This is a genomic window from Flagellimonas sp. HMM57, assembly GCF_021390175.1.
Classification (GTDB): domain Bacteria; phylum Bacteroidota; class Bacteroidia; order Flavobacteriales; family Flavobacteriaceae; genus Flagellimonas.
In genome coordinates, this window is sequence record NZ_CP090004.1 from 3,846,979 (window position 1) to 3,869,297 (window position 22,319).

Annotated in this window: 18 protein-coding genes; 14 read left to right on the top strand and 4 right to left on the bottom strand. The window is 39.3% G+C overall.

Annotation, left to right across the window (positions count from 1 at the left end; genetic code table 11):
- Positions 1-27: 27 nt before the first annotated feature.
- The 10 genes from LV716_RS17140 (at position 28) to LV716_RS17185 (ending at position 11,056) form a co-directional block, all read left to right on the top strand.
- Positions 28-1,515 carry a S10 family peptidase gene (locus LV716_RS17140; RefSeq protein ID WP_163418997.1) on the top strand — a complete coding sequence of 496 codons (1,488 nt, stop codon included), beginning with the start codon at positions 28-30 and terminating at the stop codon, positions 1,513-1,515.
- Between the two features lie 10 nt (positions 1,516-1,525).
- Positions 1,526-2,107 carry a hypothetical protein gene (locus LV716_RS17145; protein ID WP_163418998.1) on the top strand — a complete coding sequence of 194 codons (582 nt, stop codon included), beginning with the start codon at positions 1,526-1,528 and terminating at the stop codon, positions 2,105-2,107.
- 44 nt (positions 2,108-2,151) lie between these two features.
- Positions 2,152-2,787, top strand: coding sequence for an SGNH/GDSL hydrolase family protein (locus LV716_RS17150; protein WP_163418999.1), 636 nt, complete (start codon positions 2,152-2,154; stop codon positions 2,785-2,787).
- Entirely contained in the window at positions 2,784-3,722 is a 939-nt protein-coding gene (locus LV716_RS17155; RefSeq protein ID WP_163419000.1) for a PD40 domain-containing protein, read from the top strand. Before LV716_RS17150 ends, LV716_RS17155 begins: the two co-directional genes overlap by 4 nt.
- A 31-nt stretch (positions 3,723-3,753) precedes the next feature.
- A complete protein-coding gene (locus LV716_RS17160) occupies positions 3,754-4,761 on the top strand; it encodes a glycosyltransferase (RefSeq protein ID WP_163419001.1) in 1,008 nt (335 codons plus the stop codon).
- 267 nt (positions 4,762-5,028) lie between these two features.
- Positions 5,029-6,588 carry a BspA family leucine-rich repeat surface protein gene (locus LV716_RS17165; protein ID WP_163419002.1) on the top strand — a complete coding sequence of 520 codons (1,560 nt, stop codon included), beginning with the start codon at positions 5,029-5,031 and terminating at the stop codon, positions 6,586-6,588.
- 297 nt (positions 6,589-6,885) lie between these two features.
- A complete protein-coding gene (locus LV716_RS17170) occupies positions 6,886-8,808 on the top strand; it encodes a BatA domain-containing protein (protein WP_233759173.1) in 1,923 nt (640 codons plus the stop codon).
- Positions 8,805-10,058, top strand: a complete 1,254-nt coding sequence (locus LV716_RS17175; protein WP_163419003.1) for a dihydroorotase family protein — start codon at positions 8,805-8,807, stop codon at positions 10,056-10,058. Before LV716_RS17170 ends, LV716_RS17175 begins: the two co-directional genes overlap by 4 nt.
- 4 nt (positions 10,059-10,062) lie before the next feature.
- The gene (locus LV716_RS17180) at positions 10,063-10,386 is read left to right on the top strand and encodes a hypothetical protein (protein ID WP_163419004.1); all 324 of its coding nucleotides are present in this window, start codon (positions 10,063-10,065) and stop codon (positions 10,384-10,386) included.
- A gap of 10 nt (positions 10,387-10,396) precedes the next feature.
- Positions 10,397-11,056 carry an alpha/beta hydrolase gene (locus LV716_RS17185; protein WP_163419005.1) on the top strand — a complete coding sequence of 220 codons (660 nt, stop codon included), beginning with the start codon at positions 10,397-10,399 and terminating at the stop codon, positions 11,054-11,056.
- Here the strand turns inward: LV716_RS17185 and LV716_RS17190 are convergent.
- Together LV716_RS17190 and LV716_RS17195 are read right to left on the bottom strand one after the other, a co-directional pair.
- The gene (locus LV716_RS17190) at positions 11,053-11,547 is read right to left on the bottom strand and encodes a hydrolase (RefSeq protein ID WP_163419006.1); all 495 of its coding nucleotides are present in this window, start codon (positions 11,545-11,547) and stop codon (positions 11,053-11,055) included. The genes LV716_RS17185 and LV716_RS17190 overlap by 4 nt on opposite strands.
- A 4-nt stretch (positions 11,548-11,551) precedes the next feature.
- Entirely contained in the window at positions 11,552-12,316 is a 765-nt protein-coding gene (locus tag LV716_RS17195; protein WP_163419516.1) for an MBL fold metallo-hydrolase, read from the bottom strand.
- An 87-nt stretch (positions 12,317-12,403) separates the two neighbouring features.
- Between LV716_RS17195 and LV716_RS17200 the strand changes: the two genes are divergently transcribed.
- Positions 12,404-13,861 (top strand): TonB-dependent receptor, encoded by a 1,458-nt coding sequence (locus LV716_RS17200; RefSeq protein WP_163419007.1) that lies wholly within the window; start codon positions 12,404-12,406, stop codon positions 13,859-13,861.
- A 72-nt stretch (positions 13,862-13,933) separates the two neighbouring features.
- Here the strand turns inward: LV716_RS17200 and bcp are convergent, their stop codons facing one another.
- A complete protein-coding gene (gene bcp / locus LV716_RS17205) occupies positions 13,934-14,386 on the bottom strand; it encodes a thioredoxin-dependent thiol peroxidase (protein ID WP_163419008.1) in 453 nt (150 codons plus the stop codon).
- 55 nt (positions 14,387-14,441) lie between these two features.
- Between bcp and nth the strand changes: the two genes are divergently transcribed.
- Positions 14,442-15,104: an endonuclease III gene (gene nth / locus LV716_RS17210; protein ID WP_163419009.1), complete on the top strand. Its 663-nt coding sequence runs from the start codon at positions 14,442-14,444 to the stop codon at positions 15,102-15,104.
- A 247-nt stretch (positions 15,105-15,351) separates the two neighbouring features.
- Here the strand turns inward: nth and LV716_RS17215 are convergent, their stop codons facing one another.
- Entirely contained in the window at positions 15,352-15,933 is a 582-nt protein-coding gene (locus LV716_RS17215) for an RNA polymerase sigma factor (RefSeq protein ID WP_163419010.1), read from the bottom strand.
- A gap of 248 nt (positions 15,934-16,181) precedes the next feature.
- Here LV716_RS17215 and uvrA point away from each other — a divergent pair, with 248 nt between their 5' ends.
- The gene (gene uvrA / locus LV716_RS17220) at positions 16,182-18,959 is read left to right on the top strand and encodes an excinuclease ABC subunit UvrA (protein WP_163419011.1); all 2,778 of its coding nucleotides are present in this window, start codon (positions 16,182-16,184) and stop codon (positions 18,957-18,959) included.
- Between the two features lie 395 nt (positions 18,960-19,354).
- The gene (locus LV716_RS17225) at positions 19,355-22,270 is read left to right on the top strand and encodes a gliding motility-associated C-terminal domain-containing protein (protein ID WP_163419012.1); all 2,916 of its coding nucleotides are present in this window, start codon (positions 19,355-19,357) and stop codon (positions 22,268-22,270) included.
- Positions 22,271-22,319: the final 49 nt, after the last annotated feature.

Genomic DNA, 22,319 nt, shown 5'->3' on the forward strand with positions numbered 1-22,319 from the left:
TTTTAAGTCCAGACTAATCCAATACAAATGAAAAAATTCAATCTTTCTTTTTGCATTTTATTTTGCAGTGCTCTCATTTTTGCCCAAAACAGGAAATTACCCATTGATACCACCATTACCACACAGCACAATGTAACTATCAACGGTACAAGTTTTGGCTATACGGCCACCACTGGGACCCAACCTGTATGGAACGAAATGGGAGAGCCAACAGCTTCCTTACATTATACCTATTATACCAGGAACAATGTTAAGAATAGGGCCGAACGACCGTTATTGATTTCGTTTAACGGCGGACCAGGTTCGGGTTCTGTTTGGATGCACCTTGCTTATACCGGACCACGCACCCTCAAAATTGATGATGAAGGTTATCCCATCCAACCCTATGGCGTAAAGGAAAATCCATTTTCGGTACTTGATGTTACTGATATCGTTTATGTGAATCCCGCAAATACGGGCTATTCACGAACCATACCCGAAAAAGGTGAAAAAGTAGATCGGGATAAATTTTTTGGAATAAACGCGGATATCAAATATTTAGCGGAATGGTTGAATACATTCGTTACCAGAAACAACCGTTGGCGCTCCCCAAAATATATTATTGGAGAAAGCTATGGAGGAACCCGTGTGATGGGACTTTCATTAGCTTTACAGAACCAACAGTGGATGTACCTTAATGGTGTAATCATGGTATCACCTGCAGATTATAAAGTTATACGTGTAGGCGGACCTGTTTCAAGCGCTTTGAACCTTCCATATTTTACAGCAGCGGCGTGGCATCATAAGGCACTCCCATCCGATTTACAAAGTAAAGATTTGTTGGAAGTTTTACCAGAAGCAGAAGAATATACCATAAATACACTGATTCCTGCAATTGCCAAAGGTGGTTTTATCTCTGATGCTGAACGTAACAGCGTTGCCAAAAAGATGGCACAATATTCTGGATTGAAAGAGAAAGACATCCTAGATCATAATTTGGATGTCCCTACCAGATTTTTCTGGAAAAACCTACTAAAAGATAAAGGGGGTTACACGGTCGGGCGACTGGACAGCCGATATTTAGGGATGGATAAACAGCTTTTTGGCAGTAGTCCCGATTACAACTCGGAGATTACTTCGTGGTTGCACAGTTTTACTCCAGCTATAAACTACTATTTACAGGAAGAGTTAAAATTCAAAACTGACATTAAGTATAACATGTTTGGGCCTGTGCATCCATGGAACAATGAAGATGATGAAACCCGAGACAACCTTAGACAGGCAATGACACAAAATCCCTATTTAAATGTTTTGGTACAATCTGGTTATTATGATGGTGCCACAACCTATTTCAATGCAAAATATACCATGTGGCAAGTGGATCCTAGTGGCCGTATGAAAGATAGGTTCGAATTTAAAGGGTATCGTTCTGGACATATGATGTATTTAAGACGTGAAGATTTGCAAAAAGCAAATGATGACATACGTTCCTTTATTCTAAGGACTACGACAAAAGGAAAAAGTGCAAAATATTAAATAGTTTAAAATGAATAAGCATATTTTTTTAGGTGCTGCTTTATTATTGGTCTTTCAAATTGGATTGTCACAAGAAATCCAGACTAAAGAATGGCAGATAAAAACAGCATTGATGGCTGTACCCACTGATTATAAAGAAGGTGCCAAAGTCTATGGATATGATGCTAATGGGAATTTTGTAACGCTAAGGGAAGGCACCAACGATTACATTGCCTTGGCAAGCGATCCCAAAAAAGAAAAGTTCTCCACCGCTGCATACCACAAAGATTTAGAACCTTTTATGGCCAGAGGGCGAGAATTAAAAGCAGAGGGTAAAGAGTTTCAGGAAATCTTTGACATTCGTGAAAAGGAGGTAAAAGCCGGGAAGCTTAAAATGCCGGACAAATCAACTTTATGCGTATTCACAGGAATGGTAAATCCCGATTCAAAAGAAATTGAGAATCCTTATGTACGCTATGTTTTTTATATTCCTTTTGCTACAGGAGCATCAACAGGTTTGCCCACTACGCCTACCCCTCCAGGACATGCTTGGCTAATGGATCCAGGTACACATAGGGCACACATCATGATTACGCCACCAAAAAATAAATAGCATTGAAGGCACTGGCAATTTTATTTTTTTTATCAATAACTACAATGATAGCCCAAGATTGGCCCAATTTAAATAAATATCGAAAAGCCAATCAAGCATTGAAAGCTGATTCTATACTTGAAAATAGCGTTGTTTTTATGGGCAATTCCATCACTGAAGGTTGGTCTGTTGCCCATCCTGATTTTTTTGATGGCAAACCCTATATAAACCGTGGTATCAGTGGTCAAACAACACCACAAATGTTATTACGTTTTAGGCAAGATGTTATTGATTTACATCCAAAAATAGTGATCATCCTAGCAGGGACCAATGATATAGCGGGCAATACCGGTCCTATAGGTTTAGAGCAAATTAGGGACAATATTCTCTCCATGGTAGAACTGGCCAAAGCAAACGGGATTTATCCTATTGTATGTTCGGTTCTCCCAGCTTTTGATTATGGATGGCGTCCAGGAAAGGAGCCCAACATTAAAATTCCTAAACTTAATTCATTATTGAAAAAAATGGCCCTTGCCCAAAATATTCATTACGTGGATTATTTTTCCGCTATGGCAGATGACCGCAATGGACTACCTAAAGATTTGGCTGAAGATGGTGTACATCCAACTAAAAAAGGATATTTAATTATGGCAGGACTAGTGGATGGAATACTCATTAAAACACTAAAAGATTTAAAATGAACCAAAAATGTTTCATTCTGGTTTTACTCTTCATTTCCTTTCTTAATGCTGATGCACAGGAAATCGTAAAAGTGAAACCTGCATTTGAAATTTTAAGGGAATTTGATAAAATAAGGGATTTTACCATGGATGCTTCCGGTTCCGAAGCTTATTTTACCATTCAATCCCAAACCGAGGAAAAGTCCGTAATCTCAAAGATGGTCAAAGTCAATGATGAATGGAAAACGCTAAGTGTTGCGAGTTTTTCTGGCGCGTATAAAGATTTAGAACCTTTTCTTTCTCCTGATGGCCTTCGTCTCTATTTTGTATCCAATCGACCTCTTCACGATTCCATTACTTCTACAAAAGACTTTGATATTTGGTTTGTAGAAAGGTCCGCGCCCAATAATACCTGGTCCAAACCCAAAAATCTAGGTGCGCCCGTAAACTCTGAAAACAATGAATTTTATCCTACCGTATCAAAAAACGGGAATCTGTACTTTACCTGTGACTGTCCGGGAGCTCTGGGAAGAGATGATATTTTTTTCAGTGAATGGAAAAATAATGCTTACAGTACCCCTATCGCTTTGGATGAAAATATCAACTCAAAAGGATTTGAATACAATGCCTATATTTCAAAAGATGATACCTTTATGATTTTTGGTGGATATAATCGCGAGGATGGACTGGGAAGCGGTGATTTATATATCAGTACCAAGAACAGTTCTGGCCAATGGTCCAAAGCTAAACCACTACCATCGAACATAAATTCAAAATATATGGATTATTGTCCGTTCGTAGATGAAAAACAAAATATGCTCTATTTTACCAGTAGGAGAAGTGCATCTTCAAATATGAAAATCAATACGATTTCTGAGTTGAAAGAAATGCTCGAAGCTTATGAAAATGGGAATAGTAGACTTTATAAGGCCCGGTTTAGTCTTTTGGAAAAGTAAACTCCCCTAACATATAAGTTAAGTCCACCAAATGCAGAGTACATTGGTCAGTATCCTAATTCCATTTAAAAACACCGCTCATTTTTTAACCGAGTGCTTGGATTCTATCATAAATCAGTCATACCAGAACTGGGAAGTACTTGCAATTGATGACCATTCTGAGGATACCAGTATGAATTTGGTCACTTCCTACACTGAACATGATGAACGGATAAAAGTTTTCAAGAATACAAGAAAAGGAATTATACCCGCCTTACAAACTGCATACTCCAAAAGTTCAGGAACTTTTATTACCCGAATGGATTCAGATGATATCATGAAACCCAATCGGATTAAAACCATGGTCAATTCCTTGATAGAAACAGGTGAAGGACATATCGCCGTTGGGCAGGTTAACTATTTTTCAGAGAGGGGCATCAGCAACGGTTATGAGCGTTACGAAATATGGTTGAACCAGTTGACTGCAAAAGGAACCAATTATACGGAAATCTATAAAGAATGTGTTATCCCCTCCCCTTGTTGGATGGCTTTTAGAAACGATTTAGATTCATGCGGTGCATTTGAGCCTGACCGGTACCCCGAAGATTATGACCTAACGTTTCGGTTTTATGAGAACGATTTGAAAATTATTCCATGTAATGAAGTTTTACATCTATGGAGAGATTATGACTGCAGAACCTCCAGAACCAGTGAACATTATGCACAAAACTATTTCTTGGACATTAAGCTACATTACTTTCTAAAACTGGATTACGATTCTAAGCGCCCATTGGTGATATGGGGTGCAGGATTTAAAGGAAAAAACATTGCTAAAAAGCTTCTGGAACAAGGCATTGAATTTGTTTGGCTATGTGATAATCCAAAGAAAATCAATAAAAAAATCTATGACCAAGAATTATCACACTTTTCAATCCTGGAAAGATTATCCAAACCCCAAAGTATTATCACCGTTGCCAATGAAGAAGCACAAAAGGAGATCAAGAGGTATTTAAATGGGTTGAACCAAACCCCCATGGAGGATTATTTTTTCTTCTGTTGAAATGGTTAATAGTTGACAGATGTCTGATGACGGATGTCAGAAGTCAGAGGTCTGATATCTGATTTTAGTTATTAGTGGTTCGTGTTAGAATGAAATGAATTCTGATATCTGATGTCCGATTCAGCCCGTTCAAAACTCTGAAACTCTGAAACTTTGAAACCCAATACCCCCCATCCGTCAACCCAAACCCTGCATCCGTCAATTGACATGGGCGACCTATTCATATTACACTTTTCTTGCATGCTGTAATATTAAAATATTCAACTCATGAAAAAAATACATTTTTTAGTCCTGATGATGTTATCCGTTGGGATGTTCATCATCTCCTGTTCCAGTGATGATAATGGAACAACATCGCCAACGACCGTAGAGAAACCTACCATAAGCGGTTTTACGCCCAGTTCCGGGCCTGTTGGCACACAGGTGACCATTAACGGGACCAACTTTAGTACAACACCGGCATCCAATACCGTGAAAATTGGGAACACTACAGCTACGGTTAGTGTCGCCACTACCACTAAGCTTACCATTTCCGTTTCCCAGGGTGCGACAACAGGAGCAGTAAGTGTTGGCGTAGGTGGTGAGACCGTGACCGGGAGCACCTTTACCGTGACCGAAACCGAAGCGCAGAACACCGCCCCGGTGATCACCAACCAGACCACAACAACAGAAGTGGACGAGGATGCAAACAATGAATCCACCATCTTTACCGTGACGGCCACCGATGCAGATGCGGACGATACGCTCACCTTTGAGATAACGGACGGAAACGATGAAGGACTGTTCAGCATAGATGAAAACGGCCTGATCACCTTGGCGGAGGGCAAAACCCTTGACTACGAGACCGCCACCGAGCACAGCATCACCGTGACCGTCTCCGATGGCAACGGGGGCACGGCCGAAATTACCGTACACATAGCCGTACAGAACGTTATCGGGGACCTGTTAAATGACCCAGCCTCCTTTATCTTTACCTTGGAGACCGTTGGCGCCAACGAGGAATTTTTCATAAAAGTTTATGGGGAAGTCGGAGATGTGGATTTTCATATTGATTGGGGCGATGGACAGGCAGAGGAACATATGACCGTCCAAGGAGACTTGGGCCACCAATATGAAACTCCGGGCACCTATCCCGTGGCCCTAAAGGGACAAATGGACCGATTGACCTTTGATGAACAGATCGCTTTGCGAACCGTGGAGCAATGGGGCACCACAGCATGGAAGAGCATGGAGGAGATGCTTTATCTAAACTTACTGGATGATTTTGTAGCTATAAATGCAAAGGACAACCCCAACCTTGACCAATGTACATCTCTCGAAAATGCTTTTATCAATGCGGATTTCAAACAGGACATTAACGGTTGGGACGTAGACCAGGTAACCAATATGACAGGTACTTTTTCTTACAATCATAAATTCAATCAGGATATCAGCAGTTGGGATGTAAGCCAGGTCACCAATATGGATTTTATGTTTTTCGTTGCTGACAGTTTCAATCAGCCCATTGGCGCTAACTGGGATGTTGGCAATGTTCAAAGTATGTATGAAATGTTCTTTGGTACCACGGCATTCGACCAAGATCTGGGGGCATGGAACATAGTCAACGTTACAGATATGACGGGAATGCTCGATGATTCCGGGATGTCCGCCGTTAACTTTTCAAACACGATTTTAGGGTGGGAAGATCAAGAGGTACAGTCCGGTGTAAAACTGGGCGCAGAGGGCGTGCAATATTGTAATTATTTTGATGTAGCTTTTGCTCTTGGTTTTCTGAATGTCGATCATCAATGGGAAATTACTGGCCATACCCCTACCGATTGTGATTAAAATAGTTTGTTGAACACTGGGCAGTGCCCGAAAAACTCTGGAAAAAACCACTGGAAAGCAACTTTGTACTTTCCGGTGGTTTGTTGATTTAAGTAGAATGAACTACGCTTATAACTTGCCTGTATGTGAAGTCTGACCTCTAAAAAATCAACCCTTTGGGCTTTGAGCTCATAACTTATCCTTTGAAGACCGATGTCCAAATTCTGAGTTCTGATGTCGGATATCTGATATCAGATATCAGATATCCGACATCAGAACTTAATGTAAATTCCTATATTTGTTCAATCAAAATTGGGAATGCAATTTAAACATCCAGAAATCCTTTGGGCCTTAGTACTTCTACTCATTCCTATTTTAATCCATCTTTTTCAATTACGGCGATTTAAAAAAACACCATTTACGAATGTAGCCATGCTACAGCAGGTAGTTTCGGAGTCCAGGAAAAGTAATACGCTAAAAAAAAGGCTCCTACTTTTAACACGACTTTTATTGATTGCAGCCATAATCATTGCATTTGCACAACCCTTTTCCTCAAAAAAGACAGCATTGCAACAAAAGGAAACCGTGGTGTATTTAGATGATTCGTTCAGCATGCAAGCTAAAAGCAACGGACTTTCGTTATTGGAAAAATCGGTACAGGAATTGATCAAGAACAGTCATCCTGAAAGTGTTTTTAGTCTTTTTACGAACGAAAAAACATATAGAGAGGTTACCATTAGGGATATACAGAACAATTTACTTTCGCTCCCCCATTCGCATAGGCAGCTGGGGTTTAATGAAATTCAGCTCAAAGCAAACACCCTGTTCTCCAAGAGCACAAACACCATTAAAGATTTGATACTGCTATCCGATTTTCAAGAGAGCATGTATACTACGGATAGTGCCCTGGATTCTGCTACGACGAATTATTTAGTGCCTATTCGTCCAAAGGAAACCCGGAATATCTCGTTGGACTCGATATACCTAACAGAAAATCAAGCTGCCCCGGCTTCGATTTCTGCACTGCTTTCCGGAGGTGTCGATGAAGAGAATGTTCCCATATCACTTTATAATGGCGAGGTATTGATTGCGAAAACCTCCGCAAAATTTAACGCTAATGGTAAAGCAGAAGTAACTTTTACAATCCCCGAAGGTGAAGCATTGAACGGTACCCTAAAGATTACCGACAATGGGTTGTCCTATGACAACCAGTTCTTCTTTAACATCAATAAAAAGGACAAGATAAAAGTTTTGGCCGTACACGATTCCAACAGCAACTACCTGGACCGTTTATTTAACCAAGAGGAATTTACACTGAATACATATAGGCTCAGAGAATTGGATTACAGTACTTTGGACGAACAAAACGTAGTGGTTCTGGATAATTTACCAGCTATTCCCAACAGCTTGCAAAAAGTACTCCGAACTTTTAAAGAAAATGGGGGGACCATCATCGTTGTTCCTTCTGCTGAAAGTGACCTTACCTCTTACAATCAATTTCTTTCAAGCTTTTTTGCTACACAACTGGATGAGGGCAGTGATATCAGTAAAAAAATAACCACAATATCCTTTGAGCATCCGTTGTACAAAAATGTGTTTGAAAAAAAAGTCTACAACTTTCAGTATCCAAACGTGAAGCGCTATTTTAGGACACGGACACGTGCACCTAAAATCCTGTCTTTAGAGAGTGGCGATGTATTTCTGTCCGGTATTGATGGTTTTTATTTGTTTTCTGCTGCATTGGAAGATAACAACTCAAATTTTAAAAACTCTCCTTTAATCGTTCCCACCTTTTATAATATGGCAGCATTCGGGCTTAAAACATCCGAGCCATATCATAATATTGGACAAGCTACTACGGTGGATATATCCTTGAATTTAGGGGCGGATGATATCTTGAATGTTTCAAAGGAAGGATATGAATTTATTCCGTTTCAACAAAGTTTTCCAAATAAGGTAAGGCTCAATTTTAATGATGACCCTACGGTAGATGGCATCTTTAGTATTACCAGGCAGGGACAATCCATACAGAATATAAGTTTCAATTACCCCAGGACAGAGAGCAAGCTCAATTATTTGGATTTGGAAAACATTGGCAATGCACGCAATCAAGATTCCGTCGCTTCGTTGTTCGAGTTTCTTGAGACCGAGAGCAGTATTACGGCGTATTGGAAATGGTTTGTTATTTTAGCGCTACTACTCGCGCTTATTGAGGTAATTATTCAAAAATTTGTTACATGAACATTCTGCTAAAGTCTGTGAAAATAGTTTGTCCAGAAAATGCGGCCTTACATTTAAAAAAGCGGGACATTTTTATAAAAAATGGAACCATTGAAAAGATTGCTACATCTGTGGACGTTCCTTCCAAAACAAAAGTGGTCGATTATAAAAACCTTCATGTTTCGTTAGGTTGGTTCGATACCGGTGTCAGTTTTGGAGAGCCAGGGTTTGAAGAGCGTGAAACCATTTTAAACGGTCTGTTCGTTGCTGGCAAAAGTGGTTTTACGGACATTTTGTTAAATCCAACCAGCAACCCCGTACCGGATACAAGTTCAGCCATTGTTTTTCTAAAAGAAAGGGGAAACGGCAGTACTGCCAACCTATATCCTTTAGGATGCTTGACGACAGGCTCCGAAGGAAAAGATTTGGCGGAACTTTTTGATATGAAAAATGCCGGTGCAGTAGCCTATTATGATTTTAAAAAACAAGTTGCCAATCCAAACCTATTAAAAATTGCACTTTTATATGCGCAGAACTTTGATGGTCTCATATGTTCCTATCCGCAAGATGGGCAAATAAGGGGAAAGGGAATTGTACATGAAGGTGAGGTTTCCACTTCTTTGGGGCTTAAAGGAATTCCTGACTTGGCCGAAGAGTTACAGATTGCACGAGATCTCTTTATTTTGGAATATACCGGGGGAAAGCTACATATCCCCACCATTTCAACCACAAATTCTGTTAAGTTGATTGCCAATGCAAAGAAAAAAGGGTTGAACGTTAGCTGTAGTGTTTCCATTCATAACCTGATTTTTACGGATGAAAGCTTAAAAGATTTTGATACAAGCTATAAAGTTTCTCCGCCACTTAGAAGCAAAACTGACTGTAAGGCGTTGATCAAAGGACTTAAAGATGGTATTATCGATTTTGTAACATCTGACCATAATCCTATTGCCGTTGAAGAAAAAAAGATTGAATTTGACAATGCAGTTGATGGAACCATTGGTTTGGAGTCTGCATTTGGAAGTTTAAACCAACTTTTTGATCTGGAAGAGACCATAGCACTGTTAACCAAGGGCAGGGAACGTTTTGGATTAAATACACCGCTATTGAAAGAAGGAGAAAAAGCCTGCCTGACACTTTTTGATCCTAATGGCGAAGGTTCATTTGAAGAAGAAAATATACTTTCCACCTCTAAAAATAGCATGTTTTTGGGCAGCTCGCTAAAAGGAAAAGTGTACGGAGCGGTTAACAACAATCAAATCTTGATTTAATATTTTGGGAGAAGCAAAAAAAGGAAAAACAACCGCGATTATAAGCTATATCACTCTAGTGGGGTGCCTTATTGCACTCACCATGAACATGGAGCCCAAAAATTCGTTTGCACGTTTCCATATTCGCCAAGCATTCGGGATTCATCTGATATATCATGCATTGGCAATAGTCCTTACCTTCACAAAGGTAATTGAGGCTTCATTTGGACTGTATATTTTTTATCTCATTCTGGTTCTGTATGGTTTTCTTGGAGCAATGAACCTAAAAAAACCATTGCTGCCACTGCTAGGACCTTATTTTCAAAAATGGTTTACCTTTATCCCTTAATTGTTAAATAATGTCCCCCACCCCGCTGTCCTTAGAATACTTACTGCGTCCTTCTGTTGTAAAAACTGATAAAGCCCCTTCCGTTTTTATGTTTCATGGTTACGGAAGCAATGAAGAAGACCTATTCTCTTTTGCATCTGAGCTGCCTGAAGAGTTAACAATAATATCAGTTAGGGCGCCTTACGACCTTGAACCTTTTGGCCATGCCTGGTATGCCATTAATTTTGATGCAGAACAAGGTAAATGGAGCGATAATGAACAGGCAAAAATATCTAGGGATAAAATAATAGCGTTCATTGATGAGGCATGCGAAGCCTATGATTTGGATGAAGAAAACATAACACTTTTAGGCTTTAGCCAAGGTACCATTCTTAGTTATTCCGTAGCCCTTTCTGTTCCAGAAAAAGTAAAGAATGTAATTGCACTAAGCGGTTATATCAACGAAGACATTCTTTTGGATGGTTATAAAACCAAAGATTACAGCGGTTTAAATATTTATGCTTCGCACGGGCAGGTAGATCAGGTAATCCCTGTGGAATGGGCGCAGCGAATACCAGATTTTTTAAAGGGCCTGAATATAAATCACCAGTATGAGGAGTTTCCCATAGGACATGGCGTGTCACCCCAAAATTTTCACTCTTTTAAGGCGTGGTTGGTTAACAACATCTAATTGCTCCTAGTGTAAAGTAGGTGGTCCATCAAAGTAAAATCGACACCCAAATCATCTTTGAGTTCATACTTAATAATTAAATCGCCCCAATATTTTCCATCGGAAAAGTCCGCCAACAACCATCTATGATTGATAATCTTTATTTTATTTATTTTGAAGTCACTTTCCATCCCTTCATAAGGAATTAAGGGGTTATCGCCTTTTTTTTCGTTGGTTTCCAATAATTTATCTTCGATATAGCGTGACGGATTCTTTAGTTTTAGATGGTCATAATAGGCAAGCGCATCATCATTGTTCTCTAAAGAAAAGTACTGAACATCCAATATTTTCAGTTGTGACTGTTGTAACGAATCCTTTAAATCAGAAATTTCGGTTTTCAAACTTTCCGCATCGGAATAAAATGCCTTTTGCATATTGTTTGTGCTCACGAACTGGTACAATGCAATCAATGCGGCAAAAATAAATAGGTATAAAAAAATCTTATTCTTCATAATTTTAAATCTTCAATTGTAAGTTATCATAAGCCAAAAATACACTCTTGGGAAGTTTTTTTTCCACTTCTTCGTGAAACCCAAGTAAATGACTGATATGGGTAAAATACGTCCTTTCGGCTCCGACCAGTTTTGAAAAAGCCAGTGCCTCCTCTAAATTAAAATGGGAATGGTGCGGTTCCTCTCTAAGTGCATTGACCACGAGTACCTTTGCACCTCTTATTTTTTCAATTTCATGTTCATCCACACGCTTTACATCCGTTAGGTAAACAAAATCCTTGAAACGATAGCCAAACACCTGCAATCGATTATGATATGCTTCAATGGGAATTACTTTTAGACCTCCCAGTGCTATTGGTTGATTATTTACGACTTCATTGACCCTGACCGCAGGAGCTCCCGGATACCTATTTTCATCAGCAAAAATATAATCGAAACGTCTGGTTAAGGAGTCAATGACCCTGTTATGGGCATAAATTGGAATATCCCCTTGCCTAAAAAAGAAAGGACGGATATCATCAATGCCAGCCGTATGGTCCGCATGCTCATGGGTGAAGAGAATACCGTCCAGTTTTTCTATTGGGTTTGTTAGCATTTGTTGCCTAAAATCGGGGCCACAATCCACTACATAATTAAAACCATTGTAAGAAACGAGAACAGAGACCCTTAGCCGTTTGTCCCTTGGATCCTTACTCAGGCATACCGGATGATTGCTACCAATTATGGGAATTCCTTGAGAGGTGCCCGTTCCTAAAAAAGTAATGGTCATCATATCATCCATTAAAATCAAAATTATAACTTATTTATTTAATAGATTGGATGAAGAGTGTAACTTTGTTTTTATAAAATATAGCTCATGTCCACTGCCACTGGTAAACAACATGCCTTTGAAAATACTCCTTCGATAAAGGCCAAGACCTTACGAATAAACCTAAACCCAAATATCTACGGAACCTTTGCCGAAATTGGTGCGGGCCAAGAAACGGCCAGACAGTTCTTTAGGGCAGGTGGTGCTTCTGGAACCATTGCAAAAGCAATGAGTGCTTATGACAAATCTTTTAGTGATGCGGTTTATGGAATCGAAGAAGATGGAAGATATGTTACGCAGTCAAGGCTAAAGAAAATGCTGTCCCACGAAATGCATCTTGTAGAGGAGCGCATCAGTCGTGAAAACAATCCGGATTATCTGTTCTTTTCATTTGCCAATACGGTAGCTACCATCGATTTTTCAAAACGCTATAAAGGACATGGATGGGTAGGAATACGATTTCAACTAGATCCCAAACAAAAGGAATATGACGAAATCATTCTTCACATTCGTTTTAAACAAAATGAGGCAAGGTTGCAACAAGAAACTTTGGGAACACTGGGCGTAAACCTAATTTACGGGGCGTTTTTCAAATACCATAAACCAAAGAAACTCTTAAAATATCTATACGATCATATTGATAAGGATACTATTGAGATCGATATGGTGAATTTTATCGGGCCACATTTTAAGGAAGTCGATAACAGGCTTATGAGTTTACAGCTCATCCGTAACGACATGACGGATGCCGTAATGTTCGGACCTGATGGAAACAACCTTTTACCTGCCTCTTTGCTTTATAAAAAGAATATCTTGGCATTGCGAGGTAGCTTCAGACCTGTTACGAAAGTGAACATGGATATGTTCCAGAAATCGTATGACATTTTCATAAGGGAACAAACGGTAGAATATGAGAACACCATTGTTATTTTTGAGATTACCCTTTCCAACCTAAAAGCATCGGGCGAAATTGATGAACAGGATTTTATGGACAGGGCAGAACTTTTAAGTTCGCTTGGTCATACAGTGATGATATCCAAATTTCAAGAGTATTACAAATTGGTGGAGTACTTTAATAATTATACCAAGGCCAAAATTGGACTTACAATGGGAGTCAATAATTTGGTCGATGTTTTTGATGAAAAATATTATCGTGATTTGAGCGGTGGTATTCTTGAAGCGTTTGGAAAACTCTTCTTTAAAGACCTAAAAGTCTATCTATACCCCATGAAAGATGTGAATACAGGGCAGGTTATGACGAGCAATAATGTGAAGGTGCATCCAAGAATGAAAGAGCTCTACAAATTCTTCAAGTATAATGGGAAGGTAATGGATATTATAGATTACGATCCAGATATCATGCATATCTTTTCCAGGGATGTCCTAAAACGAATTATAAATGCTGAAGAAGGTTGGGAAGAAATGATCCCTGAAGGTATTGCAGATATTATAAAAGAAAAACGACTCTTTACAAGAAAAGTTTTAAAGGAAAAAGAAGAAGCTTAAAAGCTATCATATTTGAAAATAAAAAACGGCACTTCCAAAAAGGTTGTGCCGTTTTTACATATTTGGCAGTGTTTAGTCCAAAAGCTGTGCCGCGTGATCTTTCGTTTTTACCTTTTCGATGACTTTTTCGATAACACCTTCGCCATCGATTACAAAAGTTGTTCTATGCAATCCATCATATTCTTTACCCATAAATTTTTTCGGTCCCCATACACCAAACGTTTCTATTACGGTATGGTCTTCATCTGCCAGTAATGGATAAGGGAAATCATATTTATTCTTGAAGTTCGCTTGCTTTTTTTCTGAATCTTCGCTTACTCCCAGTATTTCCAGTCCTTGTTCCTGTAAAAGTTTGTAGTTATCCCTTAAATTACAGGCTTCTGCGGTACATCCTGGTGTATTTGCTCGCGGATAGAAAAAAATGGCCAATCGCTTTCCTTTGTAGTCACTAAGACTTATCGTGTTCCCGTCTTGGTCTTTTGAAGAAAATTCAGGTACTTTATCCCCTACTTTTAACATATTCATATGTATTCAACTTTAAATTTATTGTTTAACTTATTTTTCATAAAATTAAACAAAAATGACTAAACAACAGAAAGTAAATTTCACAATTGATACATTGAATGAACTTTATCCCACAATTCCAGTACCTCTAGACCATAAAGACCCCTATACTTTATTGATCGCTGTACTCTTATCTGCCCAAAGCACGGATGTTCGTGTAAATAAGATAACCCCATTACTTTTTGAAAGGGCCGATAATCCGCATGCCATGGTCCGCCTTTCGGTTGATGAAATAAGGGACATCATACGCCCGGTTGGGCTATCTCCAATGAAATCGAAAGGTATTCACGGACTTTCCAAAATTTTAATAGAAAAATATAATGGAGAAGTGCCAAAAGATATTGCGCTATTGGAAGAATTGCCTGCCGTTGGTCATAAAACTGCCAGTGTAGTAGTATCGCAAGCATTTGGGATTCCTGCTTTTCCTGTGGATACGCATATCCATAGACTTATGTACCGTTGGGGGTTCACCAATGGAAAAAATGTGGTACAAACTGAAAAGGACGCAAAACGCTTGTTCCCAAAAGCGTTGTGGAATCGATTACATTTACAGATTATATGGTATGGTCGTGAATATTCCCCAGCTAGGGGATGGAACCTGGAAAAGGATATCATCACGCGGACAATTGGTCGTAAATTGGTGCTCAATGAATACTATAAAACCAAAAAGAGCCGCTAATTGCGGCTCTTTTTGGTTTAAGTATCACGTACTAATTTAACGTGATCTCAAATTTGTAATTTTTACAATCGACTACATCAATTGATTTAGAATAGCTAAGCAAGAAATTGATGGTTTCTCTTGTTGCTTTTACCGTTTTAACGGTTTCTTGTTCTTCAGAGTAAATGTTTTCCATATTCTAGCATTAATGTTACAATTAGATAACGCCGCTAAAATGGAAATATTGCTATGTTCGACCTAATGCAGATTAATTCGTTAAAACGATATTATTACGTTCAACTATCTTTCTTAAGTTAATCAAAGCGTATCGCATTCTCCCTAAAGCTGTATTAATGCTTACCCCTGTGTTTTCAGAGATTTCCTTGAAGCTCATGTCTTTATAGATTCGCATGACCAATACTTCTTTTTGGTCTTCTGGCAGCTCATCTATCAATAGTGAAAGATCACTATCTATCTGGTTTTTGATAAGTTGTTTTTCTGCATTCAGTTTATCATCATGAATGACCGAGAAAATATTAAAATCATCGCTACCCTCGAACTTGGGCATCCTTTTGTTCTTACGAAAGTGGTCTATAATAAGGTTGTGTGCAATTCGCATAACCCAAGGCAAAAACTTACCTTCTTCACTATATGAACCTCTTTTGAGTGTTTTAATTACTTTGATGAAGGTGTCCTGAAAGATATCTTCGGCGACATCCCTGTCCATTACTTTAGAATAAATAAAACTTGAGATTCTTTGGTTATGTCGGTTGATAAGAACTTCTAGAGCTTTTTCATCTCCAGAAATATAGTTTTTTACTAATATTGAGTCATCAATCTGTAGTTCCATACAAATTACTTTTTTGGTTAAACACACAGTCTCTCCCTTAAAAAAGAAGGACTTAGAGTTATTAGTTAATTATAAAAAAGTAATTATTTCTGTATAGGCCTATCAGCTTTTTAATTACACATCAAATATAGAAAAACAGTCTGCCCGTGAAAAAACTATGTTGTGATCTGGGCATTTTTAGATGTTAACTGATACAATATACGTATTAAGTGTGGTGTAGCGTATCTTTGAAACTCAAATTTTAACATATGGCCATTATCAATAACGTTGATCCAAAAGAGAATATTATCATAAAAGGGGCGAAACTACACAATCTAAAGAATATTGATGTGGTCATCCCAAGAAATAAGCTCGTGGTCATTACTGGGCTCTCCGGTTCCGGTAAATCTAGCCTTGCTTTTGATACCTTATATGCAGAAGGACAGCGCCGTTATGTAGAGAGTCTTTCCTCCTATGCCCGCCAGTTTTTGGGTAAATTGGACAAACCAAAAGTAGACTATATAAAAGGTATAGCTCCGGCCATAGCCATAGAGCAAAAGGTAAATTCCACCAATCCAAGGTCCACTGTTGGTACAACAACAGAAGTCTATGACTATCTAAAACTACTTTACGCCCGTATTGGAAAAACCATATCCCCCCTCTCGGGCAGTGAAGTTAAAAAAGATACAGTAACCGATGTTATTGATTTTGTCAAGTCTTTAGAAGTAGATAGTAAGTTATTGCTCTCGGCACCTATTACTATAAAGAAGGAAAGAGAACCGCTTAAATCGTTACAACTTTTTTCCAAACAAGGTTATGCACGTATCAAATATAAAGGAGAGGTGCTACGGATAGATAATGTTCCCGAGGATATTGGCAGAAACTTTGATCTGGTCGTGGACAGAATAATCGTTAAAGAAGACGAAGACTTTTATAATCGTTTGGGCAATGCTGTGGACAATGCATTTTTTGAAGGCAAAGGACAGTGCAGTATTGAAAACTTGAAAGATGGAGAAATAAAAACGTTCAGCAATCAATTTGAATTGGACGGAATGAAATTTCTTGAGCCTAACGTACACTTGTTCAGTTTCAACAATCCGTATGGCGCCTGTCCAAAATGTGAAGGCTATGGTGATGTAATTGGAATAGATGAAGATTTGGTCGTTCCCAATACGGCACTATCCATTTTTGAAAATGCAGTTTTTCCATGGCGTGGGGAAAGCATGGGCTGGTACCGTGACCAATTGGTAAATGAAGCCTATAAATTCGATTTTCCTATCCATAAACCTTGGTTTGAACTTTCTGAAAAGCAAAAACAATTGGTTTGGGACGGTAATGAACACTTTATAGGTATCCATAAATTCTTTCAACAGCTCGAAGAGAAAAGTTATAAAATACAGAACAGGGTAATGCTATCGCGCTACAGGGGCAAGACCAAATGTCCTATCTGTAAAGGGAAACGACTTAGACCAGAGGCAGACTATGTTAAGGTAGGGGGACATTCCATATCGGACTTAATTGAATTGCCCATCAAAAAACTTATTCCCTTTTTTGAAGATTTACAACTTTCCGAGCACGATAGCACCATTGCAAAAAGATTGCTGAAAGAAATTATGACCCGTCTTGACTTCCTCAGCAAAGTAGGTTTAAGCTATTTGACCTTAAATAGAAAATCCAATACGTTGTCAGGTGGTGAGAGTCAACGTATAAACCTTGCCACTTCATTGGGAAGTAGTTTAGTAGGTTCGATGTATATTTTGGATGAACCAAGCATAGGATTACACCCAAAAGATACCGAAAATTTAATAGAGGTCTTATTATCCCTGCGAGATTTGGGCAACACGGTGATAGTAGTCGAACATGATGAAGATATCATGAAAGCTGCGGATGAAGTTATCGATATAGGACCTGAAGCGGGTACATTGGGCGGTCATGTAGTAGCCACAGGAAGTTTAGAACAAATATTGAACGCTAATTCCCTAACGGCAGATTATCTAAATGGCAATAAAGAAATTGCCGTGCCAAGCGAACGCAGAAATTCCAAATATTATATACAGATTAAAGGAGCTCGCGAAAACAATCTTAAAAATATAGATGTTACGTTTCCCCTAAACGTTCTTACGGTGGTTACTGGGGTTTCGGGCAGTGGCAAAAGTACCTTGGTCAAGAAAATAGTATATCCAACCATTCTAAAAGAAGTGGGTGGCTATGGAGAAAAAGCAGGTCAGTTTACTAAAGTAGAAGGCAAATACAGTCATATAAAACATGTGGAGTTCGTTGACCAAAATCCTATAGGCCGTTCCTCTAGGTCAAACCCGGTTACCTATATAAAGGCTTACGATGACATTCGAACTCTTTTTTCATCGCAAAAACTCAGCAAGCTAAGAGGGTATCAACCCAAACATTTTTCTTTTAATGTGGATGGGGGACGTTGTGAAAAATGTAAAGGTGAAGGAGAGATCACCGTAGAAATGCAATTTATGGCCGATGTGCATCTGGAATGTGATGTATGTGACGGCAAACGTTTTAAAAAAGATGTACTAGAAGTACAGTTTGAAGGAAAAAATATAGACAATATTCTTAATTTGACCATAGATGAAGCCATCGAACATTTCAAAAACTATGCACAAAACAAGATTGTAGCCAAATTACAGCCATTACAAGATGTTGGTCTCGGCTACGTTACTTTGGGTCAGTCCTCCTCTACCCTTTCCGGTGGTGAAGCACAACGCATTAAACTAGCTTCCTTTTTGGTAAAAGGAAATACAAAAGAAAAAGCACTCTTCATTTTTGACGAACCTACAACAGGCCTTCATTTCCATGATATTAAAAAGCTATTAAAATCTTTTGATGAACTCATTGCAAAGGGACACTCCATCATTGTCATAGAGCATAATATAGAGCTCATTAAATGTGCAGATTACATTATTGACCTAGGTCCAGAAGGTGGTGAAAATGGTGGACACCTAATTGCTGAAGGTACACCTGAAGAAATAATTCAAAATAGGAAATCCTTTACTGCAGAATATCTTACTGGAAAGCTTTAGGGGTATCTTTTCATATCAAATTTTGATTTATAGGGTTAATCTCTATTATTCCTTGCATGCGGATTTGCAAACAACAATACTGTAAGTATAAATTATAATTACAATAGGTATTTATTTACAAATCTGGTTTTAAGGCTTATTTTTTTCTTCCCGGATATATCATCCGTCAAATCAAACGCTACATCCGTCCATTGAAATAGCCTATTCAAAAATCCTTACCTATTTGAGACTGATTTTTCGTGGATATTTGCACACAATTGTACAAGACGTCCAATTACATGCAAAATATCATGATTGCCAGCAAGCTATATACGCTTGCCTAAGTATAAGTTTTTTAATGAACCTACAACCTAATTATTCTATCCCATCGCTAAAATATTCCAACCATGCCCTTTATGAACTATTGCAAAGTAAAAAATAGAATTTCTTTTTTCTTAGTTATAATATTACCCGTTTTCATTTTTAGTGTAAATGCCAATATATGGTCATCTCATGAAAACAATTTCTCCCATAGCGAAGAAAGTAACAATGAACTCAACAGCATGAACAACATGTTTGTACCGGGCATTGGTCTTATAAAAACCGGGGCCGTTACCGATTTCGACGAAATCCTCTGCGGTCAAATTGTTTTTACCTATACCGTGACCAACGAAAGTACTGCCGGTGAGATACTCGAGAACATTGAGATCACAGATACAGATCTTGGTGATATTATTCTTAACGGATCTCCTGTATCTGGTGATGTGAACAATAACACCCTTCTAGATCCCGGTGAAACATGGATATATAATTCTTTCTATGAGACAACGCAGGTAGATATAGATAATGGTTCTTTTGGAGACCAACCTGCAAATGTTACTTCAAATCCAGTTGGCCAACCTTTAGTGAGTGTGGACGATGTATCCGATCCAATTGATGTGGAAGGGAGCAATCCAACTATAATAGATCTAACGGCTTGTCAGCCAAGAATTGCGGTTATAAAAACTGGGAGTATTTCCAATGACCCTGCTGGAGGATTGGACTGTAATTTTATCGATTATCAGTTTGAAGTCACTAATGAAGGTAGTCAAATTTTAGAAAATGTGGTTCTTAATGATCCGCTATTGGGTGGGGATTTACCCGGTCCCGATTCAGGTGATGACAATAATGATACTTTCCTAGACCCTGATGAAACTTGGATTTATGTCGCAGATTATGTTACAACACCGGAGGATATAAACGATGGGTTTGTGGAAAATCAGGCTACCGCTACTGCTGATGTTCAGGGAATGATTAACACGGTCAATGACCTGTCTGATAATGATAGTGTATTGGAAGATGATCCTACAATAACCGACCTGAGTTCCTGTGGTGAGCTTGGTCCTCGCATAGGTCTTGTAAAAGATGGCAATCCAATAGATTTTGATGGTGACGGCTGTATCGAGAGTATCTTGTATACCTTCACTATAATCAACTTTGGCAATGTCGATTTGGACGAGGTATTCTTGGAAGATCCTCTGTTCGGTGGGCCCATACCCGGACCCGACTCGGAGAGCATTGCAGAAAACAACATACTACAAGTGGGCGAGGTTTGGATATACACAGCGCTATACGCCATCACACAGGACGATATCGATGCCGCTGTGGTAATCAACCAGGCCACCGTATCTGCAGAGTCCGTGGGAACGGACGAACAGGTCGCCGACCAGTCTGATGACGACAGTAACTTTGAAAATCAGCCTACAAGGACAGAAGTTCCCGACGATTCCTGTACCGAAGGAGGGCCTCGTATAGGTCTTGTAAAAAATGGCAATCCAATAGACTTTGATGGTGACGGCTGTATCGAGAGTATCCTGTACACCTTCACCGTGACCAACTTGGGCAATATCGATTTGGACGAGGTACACTTGGAAGATCCCCTGCTCGGTGGGCCCATACCCGGACCCGACTCGGAGAGTATCTCCGAGAACAATGTACTGCAGGTCGGAGAAATATGGATCTACACCGCACTCTATGCAATCACACAGGACGACATCGATGCCACAATTGTGGTCAACCAGGCTACCGTATCAGCAGAACCCGTAGGAGCCGACGAACAGGTCGTGGACCAGTCCGATGACGACAGTAACTTCGAGGACGACCCCACAAGGACACAGGTGCCAGATGATGCCTGTACCGAAGGAGGTCCCGGCATAGGGCTTATCAAGACCAGTGAACTGGTCGATATTGACAATGATGGCTGTATCGAGAGTATACGCTACACCTTCACCATGACCAACTTGGGCGATTTCGACCTCGACGAGGTCCTCTTGGAAGATCCCTTGTTCGAAGATTCCCTATTCGGTGGGGTCATTCCAGGGCCAGTCTCCGAGAGTGTTACCGAGAACAACATACTAGAGGTGGACGAGATATGGACCTATACAGCACTATACACCATCAAACAGGCCGACATAGATGCCACAATTGTGGTCAATCAAGCCACCGTATCGGCAGAGCCTGTTGGCTTTGATATTAATGTTTTCGATTTATCTGATGACGATAGCAACTTTGAGAACTCCCCAACCAGAACCGAGGTACCTGATGATGCTTGCCCTGGTGATGACGGTGGAACACCGCTGTTCGGTATTGCCATGATCAAAACAGGAGAAGGACTGGATATTGATAACGACGGCTGCGATGATAGTATAAGGTATGATTTTACCGTAATCAATTCAGGGAGTATCAACTTAGAAAATGTGGAGATAAATGATGAACTCTTTGAGGGACAGATAAACGGATTGGTAGTGAGCGAAGAGACTGAAGATGGTATCCTACAACCGGGAGAAGAATGGCAGTATACTGCAATCTACAATGTAACACAGGAAGATATAGATGGGATTTTCGTTGACAACCAAGCCTCAATCGCTGCCAACTTAATAGAATTGAATGATGTTATTTTTGATTTATCCGATGATGATAGTTACCAAGAAAATGAAATGACCAGAACCAATGTTTCCGCTTTCTGCGAATTTAATGGTAACAATACCGGTTTCAGGATTTACAATGGCATAACTCCCAATGGAGACGGTTTTAATGATTATTTCCAGATTGTAGGCATAGAAAACTACCCAGATAACAATGTAAAAATCTTCAACAGATGGGGTGTCGAAATCTATAACAGTGACAATTACGGTCAGGGAAATAATCTTTTCCGTGGTATTTCTGAAGGCAGGGCCACAATAGACAAATCCAGGGAACTGCCCAGTGGCACCTATTTCTACATTCTAACATTTACAGGCGAAAATCCTGGAGAAGATACCTACTCTGGTTATCTATATATCAATAGAGATTAACGGGCCAACCATCAAATTGAAAAAAGCAACTAACGCACAAGATAGTTTA